12 protein-coding genes are annotated in these 14,715 nt (G+C 59.5%); 8 read left to right on the plus strand and 4 right to left on the minus strand.

Going from position 1 to position 14,715, the window contains the following annotated elements:
- Positions 1-78 precede the first annotated feature (78 nt).
- The 5 genes from OC446_RS01540 (at position 79) to OC446_RS01560 (ending at position 5,612) form a co-directional block, all read left to right on the plus strand.
- Entirely contained in the window at positions 79-1,173 is a 1,095-nt protein-coding gene (locus tag OC446_RS01540) for a glycosyltransferase family 4 protein (protein WP_262027285.1), read from the plus strand.
- Positions 1,170-2,282: a glycosyltransferase gene (locus OC446_RS01545; RefSeq protein ID WP_262027286.1), complete on the plus strand. Its 1,113-nt coding sequence runs from the start codon at positions 1,170-1,172 to the stop codon at positions 2,280-2,282. The genes OC446_RS01540 and OC446_RS01545 overlap by 4 nt, the downstream gene beginning before the upstream one ends.
- Positions 2,279-3,373, plus strand: a complete 1,095-nt coding sequence (locus OC446_RS01550; protein WP_262027287.1) for a glycosyltransferase — start codon at positions 2,279-2,281, stop codon at positions 3,371-3,373. The genes OC446_RS01545 and OC446_RS01550 overlap by 4 nt, the downstream gene beginning before the upstream one ends.
- Positions 3,370-4,479, plus strand: coding sequence for a glycosyltransferase (locus tag OC446_RS01555; RefSeq protein ID WP_262027288.1), 1,110 nt, complete (start codon positions 3,370-3,372; stop codon positions 4,477-4,479). Before OC446_RS01550 ends, OC446_RS01555 begins: the two co-directional genes overlap by 4 nt.
- Positions 4,480-4,586: 107 nt before the next feature.
- Positions 4,587-5,612 (plus strand): UDP-glucuronic acid decarboxylase family protein, encoded by a 1,026-nt coding sequence (locus OC446_RS01560; protein WP_262027289.1) that lies wholly within the window; start codon positions 4,587-4,589, stop codon positions 5,610-5,612.
- Positions 5,613-5,747: 135 nt separating this feature from the next.
- Here OC446_RS01560 and OC446_RS01565 read toward each other — a convergent pair whose 3' ends face one another.
- Positions 5,748-6,944, minus strand: coding sequence for a YihY/virulence factor BrkB family protein (locus tag OC446_RS01565; protein ID WP_262027290.1), 1,197 nt, complete (start codon positions 6,942-6,944; stop codon positions 5,748-5,750).
- A 248-nt stretch (positions 6,945-7,192) separates the two neighbouring features.
- On the opposite strand from OC446_RS01565, the gene OC446_RS01570 reads away from it, so the two are divergent.
- On the plus strand, positions 7,193-7,402 hold the full coding sequence (locus OC446_RS01570) for a hypothetical protein (protein ID WP_262027291.1): 210 nt from the start codon (positions 7,193-7,195) through the stop codon (positions 7,400-7,402).
- A 69-nt stretch (positions 7,403-7,471) separates the two neighbouring features.
- On the opposite strand, the gene OC446_RS01575 is transcribed toward OC446_RS01570, so the two are convergent.
- Positions 7,472-7,732 carry a hypothetical protein gene (locus OC446_RS01575; protein WP_262027292.1) on the minus strand — a complete coding sequence of 87 codons (261 nt, stop codon included), beginning with the start codon at positions 7,730-7,732 and terminating at the stop codon, positions 7,472-7,474.
- A 71-nt stretch (positions 7,733-7,803) separates the two neighbouring features.
- On the opposite strand from OC446_RS01575, the gene OC446_RS01580 reads away from it, so the two are divergent.
- Positions 7,804-8,190 (plus strand): response regulator, encoded by a 387-nt coding sequence (locus tag OC446_RS01580; protein ID WP_262027293.1) that lies wholly within the window; start codon positions 7,804-7,806, stop codon positions 8,188-8,190.
- Positions 8,191-8,226: 36 nt separating this feature from the next.
- On the opposite strand, the gene OC446_RS01585 is transcribed toward OC446_RS01580, so the two are convergent.
- Positions 8,227-9,102 carry an aldose 1-epimerase family protein gene (locus tag OC446_RS01585; protein WP_262027294.1) on the minus strand — a complete coding sequence of 292 codons (876 nt, stop codon included), beginning with the start codon at positions 9,100-9,102 and terminating at the stop codon, positions 8,227-8,229.
- Between the two features lie 765 nt (positions 9,103-9,867).
- Positions 9,868-13,035 (minus strand): EAL domain-containing protein, encoded by a 3,168-nt coding sequence (locus OC446_RS30820; protein ID WP_315986472.1) that lies wholly within the window; start codon positions 13,033-13,035, stop codon positions 9,868-9,870.
- A gap of 762 nt (positions 13,036-13,797) precedes the next feature.
- Between OC446_RS30820 and OC446_RS01605 the strand changes: the two genes are divergently transcribed.
- Positions 13,798-14,484 (plus strand): response regulator transcription factor, encoded by a 687-nt coding sequence (locus OC446_RS01605; protein ID WP_262027295.1) that lies wholly within the window; start codon positions 13,798-13,800, stop codon positions 14,482-14,484.
- Positions 14,485-14,715 lie beyond the last annotated feature (231 nt).

Genomic DNA, 14,715 nt, shown 5'->3' on the forward strand with positions numbered 1-14,715 from the left:
GTTCCGTCGCCTCCGCGTTGCGTAAAATCGAGGGCAGCCATGGAAGGGCCTGACAAAGCCGCAGGTCTGCATGTACTTATGACGGCAGATGCGGTCGGCGGCGTCTGGCAATACGCGCTGGATCTCGCGAACGGCCTGCGCTCGGAAGGCGTCAGGACGACAATCGCCGTGCTGGGGCCCTCTCCCTCCGCAGACCAGCAGGCCATGGCCGAGGCCATGGGCGCAAGTCTCATCCTGACAGGGCTTCCACTCGATTGGACGGCTGACAGCGTGCGCGAGGTCGAGGAGACGGGGCGGGCCGTCGCACGCATCGCGGCGCAGATCGGGCCCGATCTCCTTCATCTCAATTCCCCGGCTCTGGCAGCCCATGTGCCGTTCGACGTCCCGGTCGTGGCAGTCTGCCATTCGTGCGTGGCGACCTGGTGGCAGTCCGTCAAGGGTGGTCCCCTGCCAGAGGAATTCGTCTGGCGCACGGACCTCGTCGCGAAGGGCTATGCGTCCGCGGACCGGCTTCTCGCTCCGACGCTGGCCTTCGCGCAGGCAACAGCCCAGGCTTATGGTCTCGTCCAGGCCCCGCGTGTCGTCAGGAACGGTAGGCGCTCCGCGATGCTGGGCAGACAGGAACCCGGTGGAGATTTCGTCTTCACGGCCGGACGTCTCTGGGACGAAGGCAAGAATTTCACCGCCATCGACCGGGTCGCATCCCAGCTTGCGGTACCGGTTCTCGCGGCGGGGCCGCTCGATGGTCCGAACGGCACTCGTGTCGACGTGTCTCATGCGCGGCCGCTTGGCTGCTTGAACGATTCAGAGGTCGCGCGACACTTGAGCGGGAGGCCACTCTTTCTTTCGATGGCCTGGTACGAGCCTTTCGGCCTTGCTGTCCTGGAGGCGGCTCAACGTGGATGCGCACTCGTTCTCTCCGATATTCCGACATTCCGTGAGTTGTGGGAGGGTGCTGCATCGTTTGTCGCTCCCGATGACGAGAGGGCGGCGGCTGAGGAGATCGAGCGGCTTCTGCACGATCCGGAAGCCCGTGCCGCAATGGGTCGTTCCGCGCAAGAGCGAGCCGGCGCCTATACGGTCGAGGCCATGAGCGCGGGCGTTCTGCGCGCCTACCATTCCGTCTTGCGCTGCAAGTCTCCGACATCCTCCCTTGAGGGAGCTGCTGCATGAAGTTCATCTATTTCACGCATTCCCTTGCCTCCTGCTGGAATCATGGCAACGCGCATTTCCTGCGCGGAGTCCTGCGTGAGCTCATTCACCGTGGCCATGAGGTCATGGCCTATGAGCCGCGGGGCGCCTGGAGCCTGGAGAACCTCCGGAGGGATCATGGAGAGGCGGGGCTTCATGCCTATCGTGACCTTTATCCGGAACTGTCCTCGACGATCTTCGATCCCGATCTCGACATCCGAGAGACCCTGTCCGATGCGGATGTGGTGATCGTCCACGAATGGAACGAGCCCTGGCTCGTTGCCGCCATCGGCCGAGCGCGGCGACAGGGCGGGCGCTTCAAGCTAATCTTCCACGACACGCACCACAGGGCGGTGAGCGATCCCGATGCCATCCGCCAGTTCGATCTCGACGGCTATGACAGCGTTCTCGCCTTCGGCCAAACGCTCGCAGAGGTCTATCGCCGCTGGGGTTGGGGCGACCGGGTTCATGTCTGGCACGAGGCCGCCGACACAAGGCTCTTCCATCCTCCCGCCCAGGAGACGAAGCGGGAAGGGCCGGTCTGGATCGGCAATTGGGGCGACGGCGAGAGAAGCGCGGAACTGGAGAGCTTTCTGTTTCGACCTGCGCAAAAGGTCGGCCTGCCGCTCGACATCTATGGCGTCCGCTACCCGGAAGCGGCGCTCCAAACGCTCGACCGCTATGGCGTGACCTATCGCGGCTGGCTGCCGAATGCCCGCGCACCCGAGGTGTTCGCGAAGCACCTTGCGACCGTGCATGTGCCGAGGCGGTTCTACGTCGACATGCTCCCGGGTATCCCCACGATCCGGGTCTTCGAAGCTCTCGCCTGCGGCATCCCCCTGATTTCGGCGCCGTGGAACGACTCGGAAAACTTGTTCAATCCAGGAACGGATTATCTGGTTGCTCGGGACGAGACGCAGATGGAGCGCCACATGACGGCGATCCTCAACGATTCCGATCTGCGCCGTTCCTTGGTGGAGAATGGTCTCGAGGCCATTCGCAGCCGCCATTCCTGCGCCCATCGGGTCGATCAACTCCTCGCCATTCTTGCAAGTCACGGCGCTTCGGTGCCGATGGAGATGTCTGCATGAAGATCGCCTTTTATGGTTCCAGCCTTCTGTCGTCGTACTGGAATGGGGCCGCCACCTATTATCGCGGCCTCCTGAGCGATCTGGCGCGCCGCGGTTACAGCATCACCTTCTATGAACCTGATGCCTTCGATCGTCAGAAGCACCGGGACATCGATCCGCCGGACTGGGCCGAGGTGAAGGTCTATCCCGCAACGGAGGAGGCGATGCGCAGCGTCGTGGCCGAGGCTGCGAAGGCCGACGTCGTGGTGAAGGCCTCCGGAGTCGGTGTCTTCGACAACGAACTGCTCGAAGGGATCATGGCGGCCTCACGTCCCGAAGCCGTCCGCATCTTCTGGGATGTGGACGCGCCTGCCACCTTGGCCGAACTGCGCGAGAGCCCCGATCATCCGCTTCACCGCACCATGCCGGCGCTCGACCTTGTGCTCACCTATGGAGGCGGCCCACCGGTGATCGATGCCTACGAGGGATTTGGCGCGCGCCGCTGCGTCCCGATCTACAATGCCTGCGATCCGACGACCCATCATCCGGTCCCAGCGGATGAGCGCTTCCGGGCCGATCTGTCCTTCCTGGGGAACCGCCTGCCCGATCGCGAGGCGCGGGTGGAGCAGTTCTTCCTCGAGCCGGCCGGACGCCTGCCGAACCGCAGCTTCCTGATTGGCGGCAATGGCTGGGAGACGAAAGGCATGCCGTCAAACGTGCATCACATCGGACATGTGTACACGCGTGATCACAACGCCTTCAACACGAGTCCGCTGGCGGTTCTTAACATCGCTCGCGACTCCATGGCCAGCACAGGCTACTCGCCCGCGACCCGCGTCTTCGAGGCTGCAGGTGCAGGCGCCTGTCTCATCACCGATGCGTGGATTGGCCTGGAACTCTTCCTGAAGGAGGGCGAGGAGGTTCTGGTGGCGCGTGACGGCAAGGATGTCGCCGACCATGTCGAAGCCCTAACCCCCGAGCGTGCCCGCGCGATCGGTGACGCCGCACGCGCGCGGATCATGGCCGAGCACACCTATACCCGGCGCGGCGCAGAGGTCGACGTCATTCTGCGCGAAGAAGCTGCCCAGAAGCGCGAGAGGAGCGTGGCGTGACCAAGCTCCGTGTCGTTGTCCTGGGGTTGAGTCTGTCCTCTTCGTGGGGAAACGGTCACGCGACGACCTTTCGCGCCTTGCTCAGAGCCTTCACGGCCCGTGGGCATGACGTTCTGTTTCTTGAGCGCGACGTGCCGTGGTACGCCGCTCACCGAGATCTGACGAGTCCGGACTTCTGCCGCCTGGAACTCTATTCCGATCTAAAAGATCTCGACCGGTATCGGGATGTGATCGGAAACGCCGACGCGGTCATCGTCGGCTCCTACGTGCCGGATGGCACCGACGTCGGCCGCTATGTCCAGCGTCTGGCGAATGGCATCGTGGCATTCTACGACATCGATACCCCGGTCACGCTCGCGAAGATGGAACGGGGCGATTACGAATATTTGTCACCAAGCCTTATTCCTAATTATGACGTCTATTTTTCCTTCACTGGCGGGCCGACGCTCGATGTTCTCATGGAGCGGTACGGATCACCTGCCGCAAGAGCCCTGTACTGCTCTGTCGATCCGAAATCCTATCCGATCCTGGATCGCGAGAAGCGCTGGGATCTCAGCTATCTCGGGACCTACAGCCCCGACCGGCAGCCGACATTGGAACGGCTCCTGATCGAGCCCGCGCGCCGCGCTCCTCACCTGCGCTTTGCCGTGGCTGGCCCGCAATATCCTGAAGGGACCGACTGGCCGGAGAATGTCGAGCGTATCGACCATGTGCCGCCGGACGACCATCCGACTTTCTATGCACAGAGCCGATATACGCTCAACGTCACGCGTGCCGATATGATCCGGGCTGGATACAGCCCGAGCGTTCGCCTGTTCGAGGCAGCCGCCTGCGGAACGCCGATTATTTCCGACATTTGGGACGGCATTGAGACGCTTCTCGAACCGGCGAACGAGATCCTCCTGGCTTCCAAGCCGGAAGAGGTCATCGATGTGCTCGCGACATGGCCCGAAGATCAGAGAAGCGCTATGGGGCAAAGAGCGCGTCAGCGCATTCTCGCGGAACATACTGCCGCTCACCGGGCCGCCTCTATGGAGCGGGATCTCCATGAGGCTATTCGACACCGGCGCCAGGAACAGCCGTTCGCTTTGGCGGTTGAGTCCTAACCTTACGAATACATTCTAAGAAGGCATGAACATGCCACGCGTCAATTTTGGGGCAGAGCCAGTTTGTACTTTTGGATCCAGACGGATCTGAAAAGGAGAGCGTTCTCATGAAGAATAGCAAAAGTAAGCATGTTCTCGTAGCAGGTGGAGCCGGATTCCTCGGTTCTCATCTCTGCGATGCTCTTCTCAGTGAAGGCGCTCACGTGATCGCCCTCGACAACTTTCAAACGGGGCGAAAGCAAAATCTCCGTCATCTCGAGCGTGAGCCGCGTTTTGACATTCTCGACGGCGATATCATCAAGCCGTTGCCGGCTCGCTTGCGTTCCAAGCGTCTGAAGATCGACGAGGTCTTCAACCTCGCATGTGCGGCGTCGCCACCGCATTATCAGGCGGATCCTGAGCATACCATGCTGACGAGCGTTGTCGGGACACATAACCTTCTCACCTTCTCAGAAACGATCGGTGCGCGATTCTTCCTCGCGTCGACGAGCGAAATCTACGGTGATCCGGAGGTTCATCCGCAGACTGAGAGCTATTGGGGCAACGTCAATCCGACAGGCCCGCGCGCTTGCTACGATGAGGGAAAGCGAGCCGCGGAGACGCTGACGTTCGATTTCGATCGCGCAGGGCGTGCGGATGTGCGCGTGGCACGTATCTTCAATACCTATGGCCCGCGCATGCGGGCCGATGACGGCCGCGTCGTCTCGAACGTCATCTGCCAAGCTCTCGCAGGCGAGGACATCACCGTTTACGGGGACGGGAGCCAGACACGCTCGTTCTGCTACGTGTCGGATCTCGTCGAAGGATTCCTGCGCCTCATGGCCTATGAGGGGGCTTTCCCGGGAGCTATAAATCTCGGCAATCCGGTGGAGCTCACCGTCGGCGACCTGGCCGAAAAGGTTCTGGCGATGACGGGCTCTTCCTCCCGAGTCGTCAAGCGGCCGCTCCCGGTGGACGATCCGCGTCGGCGACGCCCCGACATCACTCTCGCCAAGAAGCTTCTCGGATGGTCGCCGCGGATGTCTCTCGATGCCGGTCTGAAATCGACGATCACTTGGTTCTCCGAGGACCATGCCATTGAGGGACGGGCCAACAAGGCGCCGAACCTGAGGGATGCTGTCTCGGCTGGGTAGGTTCGAGGCTCACCATTTTCCCGACAGGTTGAAATGCGTCGGCATCTTGCCGGCGCATTTTCTTTGTTCTCAGCACAGGTTTGGAAAGAAAAAGGCGCCCCAGGGGAGCGCCTTTGAGAAGAATGATGCCGGGGCTCAGCTTTTCGAGACGCCGATCGTGTCAGCCATCCGGGCGCCGCGTGTACCCATGGGTTGATCAACGCCCTCGGTCGTATCGTGGACGGTCTGATGCTCCATTTCGGCGTTGATCTCGGCACCAAGCAGAACCACGGTCGTCGACAGCCAGATCCATGTCATGAAACCGATTACCGCGCCGAGCGAACCGTAGGTTTCGTTGTAGCTTCCGAAATTCGCCACATACCACGAAAAGAGCATGGAGACGGCAAGCCACAGGACGGCAGCAACGAGCCCGCCCGGCGTCACCCAGCGCCATTCCGCTTTGTCGCGACTGGGACCAAAGCGATAGAGGAGCGACAATCCGAACGTGACTCCAATCAGGAGAATTGGCCAGCGCGACAGGGAGACGAGCCATTCTGTGCCCGAACCGAGGCCGATGAATTTCAGAATGATCGGGAGCACGATGATGGCCGCGAGAGCGAACAGAATGAAACCGATGGCGCCCAGGGTGAAGGTGAGGGACAGAACGTTCAGGTGAACGAAGCTTCGCTTCTCATCCTCTCCGTAGACGATGTTGAGGGCGTCGAAAATCGCTTTCATGCCGGCGTTGGCGCTCCAGAGAGACAGTCCTAGGCCGAAGATGAAGCCGAAGCCGAGTGTCCCGCCGCCCTGCGAGGCGATCCGTGTCACCTGCTCCCGGATGATGTCGAGGGCACCGCCCGGGAATACGCCGGACACGGTGTTCAGATGATCCTGAATCGTGGCGGGATCGGCAAAGAGGCCGTAGATGGACACCAGGGCGGCGATGGCAGGAAAGACGGCGAGCAGGGCGTAGTAGGTGACCCCGGCAGCAACGGATAGAACGCGATCCTTGTTGAACTCCTCATAGGTGCGCCACAGGATATCCTTCCACCCGCGTGCCGGGATCTCCGTGGGCGTGTCTGCGCTGCGCCCGCGGCCCTTCTCGGCAGCCGCCTGAGGCGGAGCGTGCTGCTTCTCGCCGATATCCGAACCGGTGTTGTGCGCTTGCCTTCGAGTCTGCGCCGGAGTCGATGAGGAAGACCTGGTACGGGGCGAGGACGGAGCGGAACGCTCGCCGCTCGCCACAAGGCGCACGAGGGCCCATCCGAGAACCACAGCCCACATGGTCGTGACAGTCGAAGAGGAGGAGGATTGCCGCGTTCCAGTTTGCTGGATAGCCGGATTGTCTGCCATAGTCGGACACAGCCTCATTGATCGGGTACTGGCCAAACGGCCTGGTTCAACCGTAAACCTCTCGAATAACACAGCGGTTCCACATACTTATCAGGCACGAGCGACCCGCAGGCTCGTGATGCCGGTACGGAAACGCAGGAAGTGCCCCTTCGGAGGGCTGTGCATGCCTGCACTTTGAGTGGTGCCTTTAACCCGGATGCAAGACTCTCTGGACCAGTGTCTCTCCCAAGCCACGAGGAGGGTCTGAGATGGACGATTGGTCAGGACGCAAGTGGGAGCCTGTGACCGAGGAGCGCCTGCTCCGTGCGATCGACGTGCTTGTCGAAATCGCGAAGGAACATGGACCGGCCTTCGATCCGGTTCTTGAGACAGTTCGGCAAGAGCTGCACCAGTTCCGCAGCCGGACGATGCCTATCGCCGATCAGGTCGATGAAAGTCCGCTGCGCAAGGCAAGCTGAGCCGCACATCGTTGCGGTATTTGAAAGAAAGCGTCGCCGGTATGTGAGCGATCTGGCGATGCTTGGGTTCTAAAGACGGCCGACGCTCCCGGAACGGGCGAATTGGAGCTGCTCTTCCCGAACAAGGCGCTCCGGCCCCTCACGATCACCCTTGATGTGATACTGGAAGCCATTCCTGTCGGCGGGAAGAACGCGCGTAATCTTCCATACGTCCTGGGAGCGGGTGATATCGATGGCCGTCACAAGGTTGAGAAAGGCCTCAACCGTATTCGTGCTCGCAAGCTTGACCAGTCGCACCTGATCCCCGACCTTGAACTTGTGCGACGCCATAGCCCGGCTCCCCCGCTTAAAAGCCACCTGAGCAGTAGGAACTAACCTATGTTAGTTTCGTTCCATGGCTCATGATGAACAATTATTCAGATGATACGCCGGTGGTTCTCCTCGTCGAGGATGAGCTTCTCGTGCGGATGGCAGCGGCCGAGGATCTGCAGGATGCGGGCTTCCATGTGTTGGAGGCCGCGAATGCCGATCTAGCCTTGGCCGTATTGGAGACCTGTTCTCGGGACGTGCAGGTGCTCTTCACAGACATCGACATGCCGGGATCCATGAACGGCTTGGACCTGGCCGAGAGTGTCCAGCAACGCTGGCCGCACATCTCTCTTCTGCTGTCGTCCGCCTATCACAAGCCGCTTCCCGAAGAGATCCCGGATGATGGGCGCTTCGTGCCGAAACCCTACTCAAGCGAGGATGTGGTCAAGCATATCCGCGAACTCGTGACGAGCCATTGAAGGGGCAGATAGGCTCGGAGCGGTCCGACGCCAAGGCTACAGGCCCGCGCGGCTGACGGTGATCGCCATCGTAAAGCTTCGCGCTTCGCCCGGTTGAACGAGAACGACGCCCGGCTTGGCGGCGAACTCCTCTTCAAAACCTTCCGGATCCGCATGGCCCTGCCATGGCTCGATGCAGATGAACCCCGCTCCGGGCTTGGTCCAGATGCCCAGATGCGGCATATCCGGAAAGTCGACCCGGATCGAACCGCCATCGGGTGCGCCATAGGTGACGGACTTGCTCTCGAGTTTGTCGAAGACAAGAGCATCCGTCTCGAAAAGCCAATCCTGCAGGCGAAGAATCCGGCCGAGAACGGGACTTTCCTCGACAACCCGGCTGATGAGCCCGTCCACGGGACGGCGGATCGGTGCGGCTTCTTCACGCTCGAAACGGATGGCATGCGCGTCCCGCGGGGCTCCGTAGGGCAGGGGCCAACGGAAGGCCGGATGGAAGCCGAAGGAGACAGGCATGGCCTTGGGGCCCGTGTTGGTCACCGACGCGGTGATCGTCAAGGTGGCGTCTTCGATCCTGTAGGTCACATCGAGCTCGAACGGAAACGGATATTGCCCAAGTGTGGTCTCGTCGGAAACAAGGGCGAACCGGCAGTGGGACTGCTCAGCCTCTCTGATCTTGAAAAGGGACGTGCGTGCGAAACCATGCTTGGCGAGCTCGAATTCCGCTCCATCAACCCTGATGCGATCGTTTCTCACCCGACCGACGACGGGGAAAAGCAGAGGGGAGCGCCCTGTCCAGAAGGCAGGGTTGCCGTCCCACAGAAGGTCCTGGCCCTCTTCGTCCTGAAGGCGTACGAGCTCTGCGCCCTTCTCGGACACTTGCGCCCGAAGGTGAGGGCTCGAAAGGGTAACGCTCATCCGGCAGCTCCTTGCCTTGAATCTCTCCCGACAAGGATTATCGGCTAAAGGCGGAGCAGGCTAGATTGCAAGGATCCGGTCGACGGCACTGCGCCGACCTTCGTTCCCGGCTTCCAGGACACTAGCTGTTCCTGACGAGTTCCGGGAGAGATTGTGCCAAGTCGTTATAGCTAAAGGGCTTCTCCCAGCGGGGATGTCGTAAATCGACGGAACCGAAGCGGGAGCATAGCCCGTCGTGAACACGAACGAGACCCCCCTTCTCGACGAGAGTATCTGCAATCGGGAATGCGGTGCATCCACGAAGATTGATGTCGAGCACCGCGGCATGGATTCTCTATACCGAGGCGAGAAGGTCCAAAGCCTTCTCCTGATCCGATGCAGGTCCGATGACGTCGGCACCAAGCTTTCCAAAGCCTTAGCCAAATCGTTGGCGAAGAAATATTCGCCCCCGACCACCAGAATACGGCAATGATTGAGGAGACGGCCGAGTGGAGAAACCATCGTACACCTTCTCTTCGGTAAACCCTTTGGCGCGATTGCTCCTTTGCCAAGCTTACATAAGCATACTTGAAGATAAGAGAACTGAAGGGTGGGACGTTCCAAACCGATTATGGAAGAGCGGGAAAGGCATGTGGCGCCACGGGTGGAGGTTTCACTTCACTTTGTGGGCGGCGTGCCTGTGAGAGCTGTTCAAGGGTGCAGTTAGGCGCCCTCTTTCCTCGTCCTATCGTCGAATGAAACAGGCGACTGACAGGATCCTCTCTCCTAAAGGGTCATTCGACCGCCCAGCAATCTTTCGTTTCGCTCCTGGCGCGGCTTTATGAGCATCGCATTCCAGCGCTTCACAAGGTCGGGGATTTGTGAAGCGGCCATCGGCTTCGCGTAAAGATAACCTTGAGCATGGTCGCAGCCCAGCTCACGCAGACGCCGCGCTTGGCCATGTGTTTCCACGCCTTCTGCCGTCACTTGGAGCTGCAGGCTTCTGCCGAGGCTGATCACGGCCGTGATGATCGCCTCATCGTCGGAATCCTGCTCCAGGTCACGCACGAAGCTGCGGTCGATCTTGATGTGATCCACCGGGAACTGCTTCAGATGAGTCAACGAGGCATAGCCGGTACCGAAATCGTCGAGTGCAATCTGGATGCCGCTCTCACGGAACCGAGCAAGGGCCGAGGAAACGTTGTCGGAGTTTCTCCCCAGAAGAACCGTCTCCGTGACCTCAACCTCGAAAGACGTGGGCGGGACCTTAAGCCAGTCGAGGGTCCTGAGCATGGTATCGACGAGACTCGATTGACCGAACTCGGCTGGGGATAAATTGAGTGCAATCCGTCCGAACGGAAGATCCTGGTCGAGCCATTGGCGCACATCGGCGGCCACCTTCGAGGTCAGAAGCTTGCCGATAGAGACCGCAATCTCATGGTCCTCGAAAACGGCCCCGAAGAAGCCAGGCGTCAGGAGACCCTTCGTGGGATGGCGCCAGCGCGCCAGCGCCTCGAGACCAACGATCTCGCCCGTCGCGAGGCTGACTTTCGGCTGGTAGAACGGAATGATCTCATCGTTGGCGATGGCGTCACGCATGCCGCGCCCAAGGGAGACACGCTGCTCAATGATCTGGCGCATCTCAGGCGAGTAGGTCACGACACGGTTCCGCCCTTGCGATTTCGCCTGGTACATCGCGATATCCGCATCCTTGACCAGTTCCGCCGGCGTCCCGTCATGGTCCGGAAAGGCCGCGATGCCTATGCTCACGCGGCTGACGAGAGACCGCTTTTGATAAGTGAAGGGCTGGCGCAGCATCTCGGCGATCAGAGTGCCGAGGCGCGTGGCATTCTCGAGCTTCAATGGATCGATGACGAGGACGGCGAATTCATCGCCCCCGATCCGTGCTACGGTATCGCAGCTGCGGACCATGGCGGAGAGGCGGCGCGCCGTCTCCTGCAGCAGGGCATCCCCTGCATCATGACCCAGGGTGTCGTTGATGTCCTTGAAATCATCCAGGTCGATCAGCAGCAAGCTTACGCATGTTCCGTTCTGCTTGGCCGAGGTGAGGGCCGTCTCAAGCCGGCGTTGGAAGAGGTTGCGGTTGGGAAGGCGTGTCAGCGCATCGTGGTTGGCCGAGCGCCATATTTCCTCCTCGGCCTCCTTCTGCTCGCTGATGTCGAACGTTACGCCGACGATCCGATCAGGTGCTGCTCGTTCCGCTCGCGCGCGCAGCCAACGGATCGCCCCGCTTGGCACGATGTACCGGCATTCAACTGAGTCCGAGCCGCTGATCTGTATCCGCTGCAGAAAGTCCTGCACCTTTTGATGATCGTCAGGATGAAGCCCCGTCATAAAGCTCGTATCGGCACCAGGCTGGATGCCGAGGAGTGCAAGCGAATTCTCGGACCGTGTCGTGACCCCTGTCTGTGGGTTGAGCTCCCATGCGATCATATGAGCCGCCTTCAACGCAAGTTGAAGGCGCTCTTCACTCTCGCTTAAGGCCTGCTCGGACTGCTTGCGTTCATGAATATCCAAAGCAATGCCGAACCACTGTTCGACCTTGCCCTGCTCATTCTCGAGAGGTTCTCCCCTGATGATGAACCAACGGTGCATTCCGTCAGATGCGCGCCGGAGGGGCATTTCCATTTCAAAGGGGCTACCTTCCCTAATGTAGCCCTTCCACCGTTCCAGGATCTTCTCACGGTACAATGGGTGGATGACCGAACACCATTCCTTGCACCCTGTGTCGGATTTCAATCCCGTGTACTCATACCAGCCATCGCTGCAGTAGGTGAGCTCACCATCTCCATCGCTAAACCACACGATCTGCGGTGACGAGAAGGAGAATGGCATCGCTTCAACGAGCGTCCGGAGGCGCCTTTCGCTCTTGCGCAGATTCTGTTCCGTGTTTCGGAATTCCGTTATGTCGCGAGAGATGCAGAGGCACCCCTGAGGTGTTCCGTCCCGTCCCATCATGGAAGTCGCGATGACATCCCACCATTTCAGTGTCCCTGTTGCCGTCTCGCGGCATGCCTGAAATCGTCCGGTCTCGCCGACCTTAGCCTTCTCGAAAGCCGCAGATGCTGCCTCCGCGGCAGCGCCGCTCCACAATGACGTCCAGTCGATCCCTTCGATCGAGGCGAATTCCGCCGCCTCCATCGTATGCAGCCCGCCCTGGCTCATGAAGCGGAGACGTCCATTCAGGTCGAATAACTTGATCCAATCGTTCGAGCTCGCCAGCAGGCGTCGCGTGAATTCTTCGCCGTCCGCCGCCACCCTTGTCGCGAGCCTGAGCTCCAGTTGAGACATGACCATCCCGGCCAGGGCCGTCAAAGCCTCTTCCTGACGCTTGCTCAAGCCGCAAGGGCGTGGCTCGTGATCGAGCACGCACAGCATTCCGAGCGGTAGCCCCTCCTTCGTTCTCAGAGGGGTTCCAGCATAGAACGATGGCATGGTCTTGCCATCGTCGGCGGGCCTTCCGCCAAACCGGGGATCGACCGCAGTATCGGGAACGATGAACACACCCGACTGATGGATTGCACGGTTGCAGATGGAGAACTCGCGGGGCGTCTCTGCAATTTCAAATCCGATCCGGGATTTGAACCACTGCCTGCGCTCATCAAGGAAGGAAATGAATGCGAATGGCGTGTCGCAAACCTGTGCCGCCAGTCTGGAAATATTATCGAACTCGACTTCGGGTGACGTATCCAGAATCTCGTATTTCTGGAGCGCAGCAAGACGGTCGACCTCCTCCCAGAGAGGAAGATTGCTGGGACCAGGACGTTCCATCATTCGAAATCTGTCCGCTCGGAGGCGCCTGAGTTGTTCGGGGCATGTCGGAATCTCACCGACGCAACGGAACAGCATCATGCATCGAGGTTCACTCGATCCGTTGTTCGAAGAGTATCCGGGCTCAAAACCGGTAAAATGGCGGAGCGTCATGCCGCCCATGAAACGGGCGCGCCATAGTGCTGATCGACCTATTGTTCGCAATCATCTGAACGGCAGTCGGCTCAAGGCATAGCTTCGTCATCGGACAGGGGTCAAGAAGCAGACGGGTTCCTCAAGATTTACGGTTAACAGTCTCTTTTCAGGGGGATTATAGGCACTCGGAGAACGCGTCCTCCCGCTGCGGTCGTTCCATGAGGAGTTAGCAAGCCGCCTTCCTATGGCAGGCATGCCTCGCACAATCTTCATGCGGCACAACGCCGTAATCGGGTGGTCGGCTCCACTTGCACGATTCGAAGACCCGATGACGTTCGTTGCACGCTTTAAACCTGACGAGCGTTCGCGAGCCGACGCCAGCTGCTGCGATCGTTGGTTCGGTAGCGAATAGGTGGTTCTACGTACAACGAAATTACGGAAATTACGTAGTATTAAAGTTACAAAAGCAGCCTCTGACTGAACGCCATTGTAACTACGAAACGTAAATTGCTGAAAAAGACCTGTCTTATCAGTTCGTTGTCCCGATAAGGGATGGCGTCATCCTATGATTCTGCGACGGAGGGCGGGTTCAAGGACTGCTTAAGGTTGGTTAAGGAGCATTAACCATAACCAAGCGGTCGCTCCCATTATTTACGTATTGTCCGTGCAGCGGCTAAATTATAGTTTCTGGACGTGGCCGCAAGACACGAACGAGTTGAGTAAAAAAATCAAAGCGGCATGTAAAATATACGTAAAACGCTCTTAATTATTAAGGCGGGGCAGAATAACATGTATATCGTCGTCGATGACCGGCAGATGGTTACGTCCGGATATGTTGCGAGCTTTAAGCGTGAAGGCATATCCTCCCTTGGCTTATATGCAGATGAATTTACCGATTGGCTGGAATCTGCGTCCGATGCAGATCTCGAGGCTGTTCAAGGCTTCGTCCTAGGCACCTTCGAAGAGCGGGTTCATTCCGCTGAGAGCATTCGCCGTTATTCCAAGGCTCCCATCATCGCTTTGAGCGATGTGCGCTCCCTCGAAGAGACGCTCGAACTCTTCACGGCGAAGTTCGACGACGTCGTTCGTAAGCCCGTCCACGTCCGGGAAATCCTGGCCCGCTCGGAGGCCATCTGGAGGCGGGTCAATGCGAGCGCCGGTAAGAAGACACAGAGCGACACCGACCGCCTGAAGGTCTTCTTCGATGGCCGCGATCCGGAAATCGACGGGCTGCCCCTGTCGCTCCCCCGTCGCGAGCGGCACATCCTCGAATATCTCGTTCGCAAGAGAGGGCATCGTCTGACCAAGAAGCAGATTTTCGATGCGGTTTATGGAATCTACAGCGACGATGTAGAAGACAGCGTCGTCGAAGGGCATATCAGCAAGCTCCGCAAGAAGCTCCGGCAGCGTCTCGGCTATGATCCCATCGACGCCAAGCGGTACATCGGATACTCCTATGTGGGCGCGGCATCCTGAACAGGGTTCCCGGTTCCTCGCCGCATACGATGCGAGCCTCAAGGTCTAAGACAAGCATCGAAACCTGTCTGCGGTCACCGCGAAGGGGCTCCCTTCACGGTGACCGTTTGCTTTTCGCGTCACAAATAAATCCTATTCCTCTTCAACGCGTTAACTTTATTGCAGGGATCGGAGCCTTATTCTTCCTCAACGTCATGATCGAAGCTGTCAGGATGGGGTAAACACTGCGGA

This window comes from Microvirga sp. Mcv34 (genome assembly GCF_024519725.1).
Classification (GTDB): Bacteria; Pseudomonadota; Alphaproteobacteria; order Rhizobiales; family Beijerinckiaceae; genus Microvirga.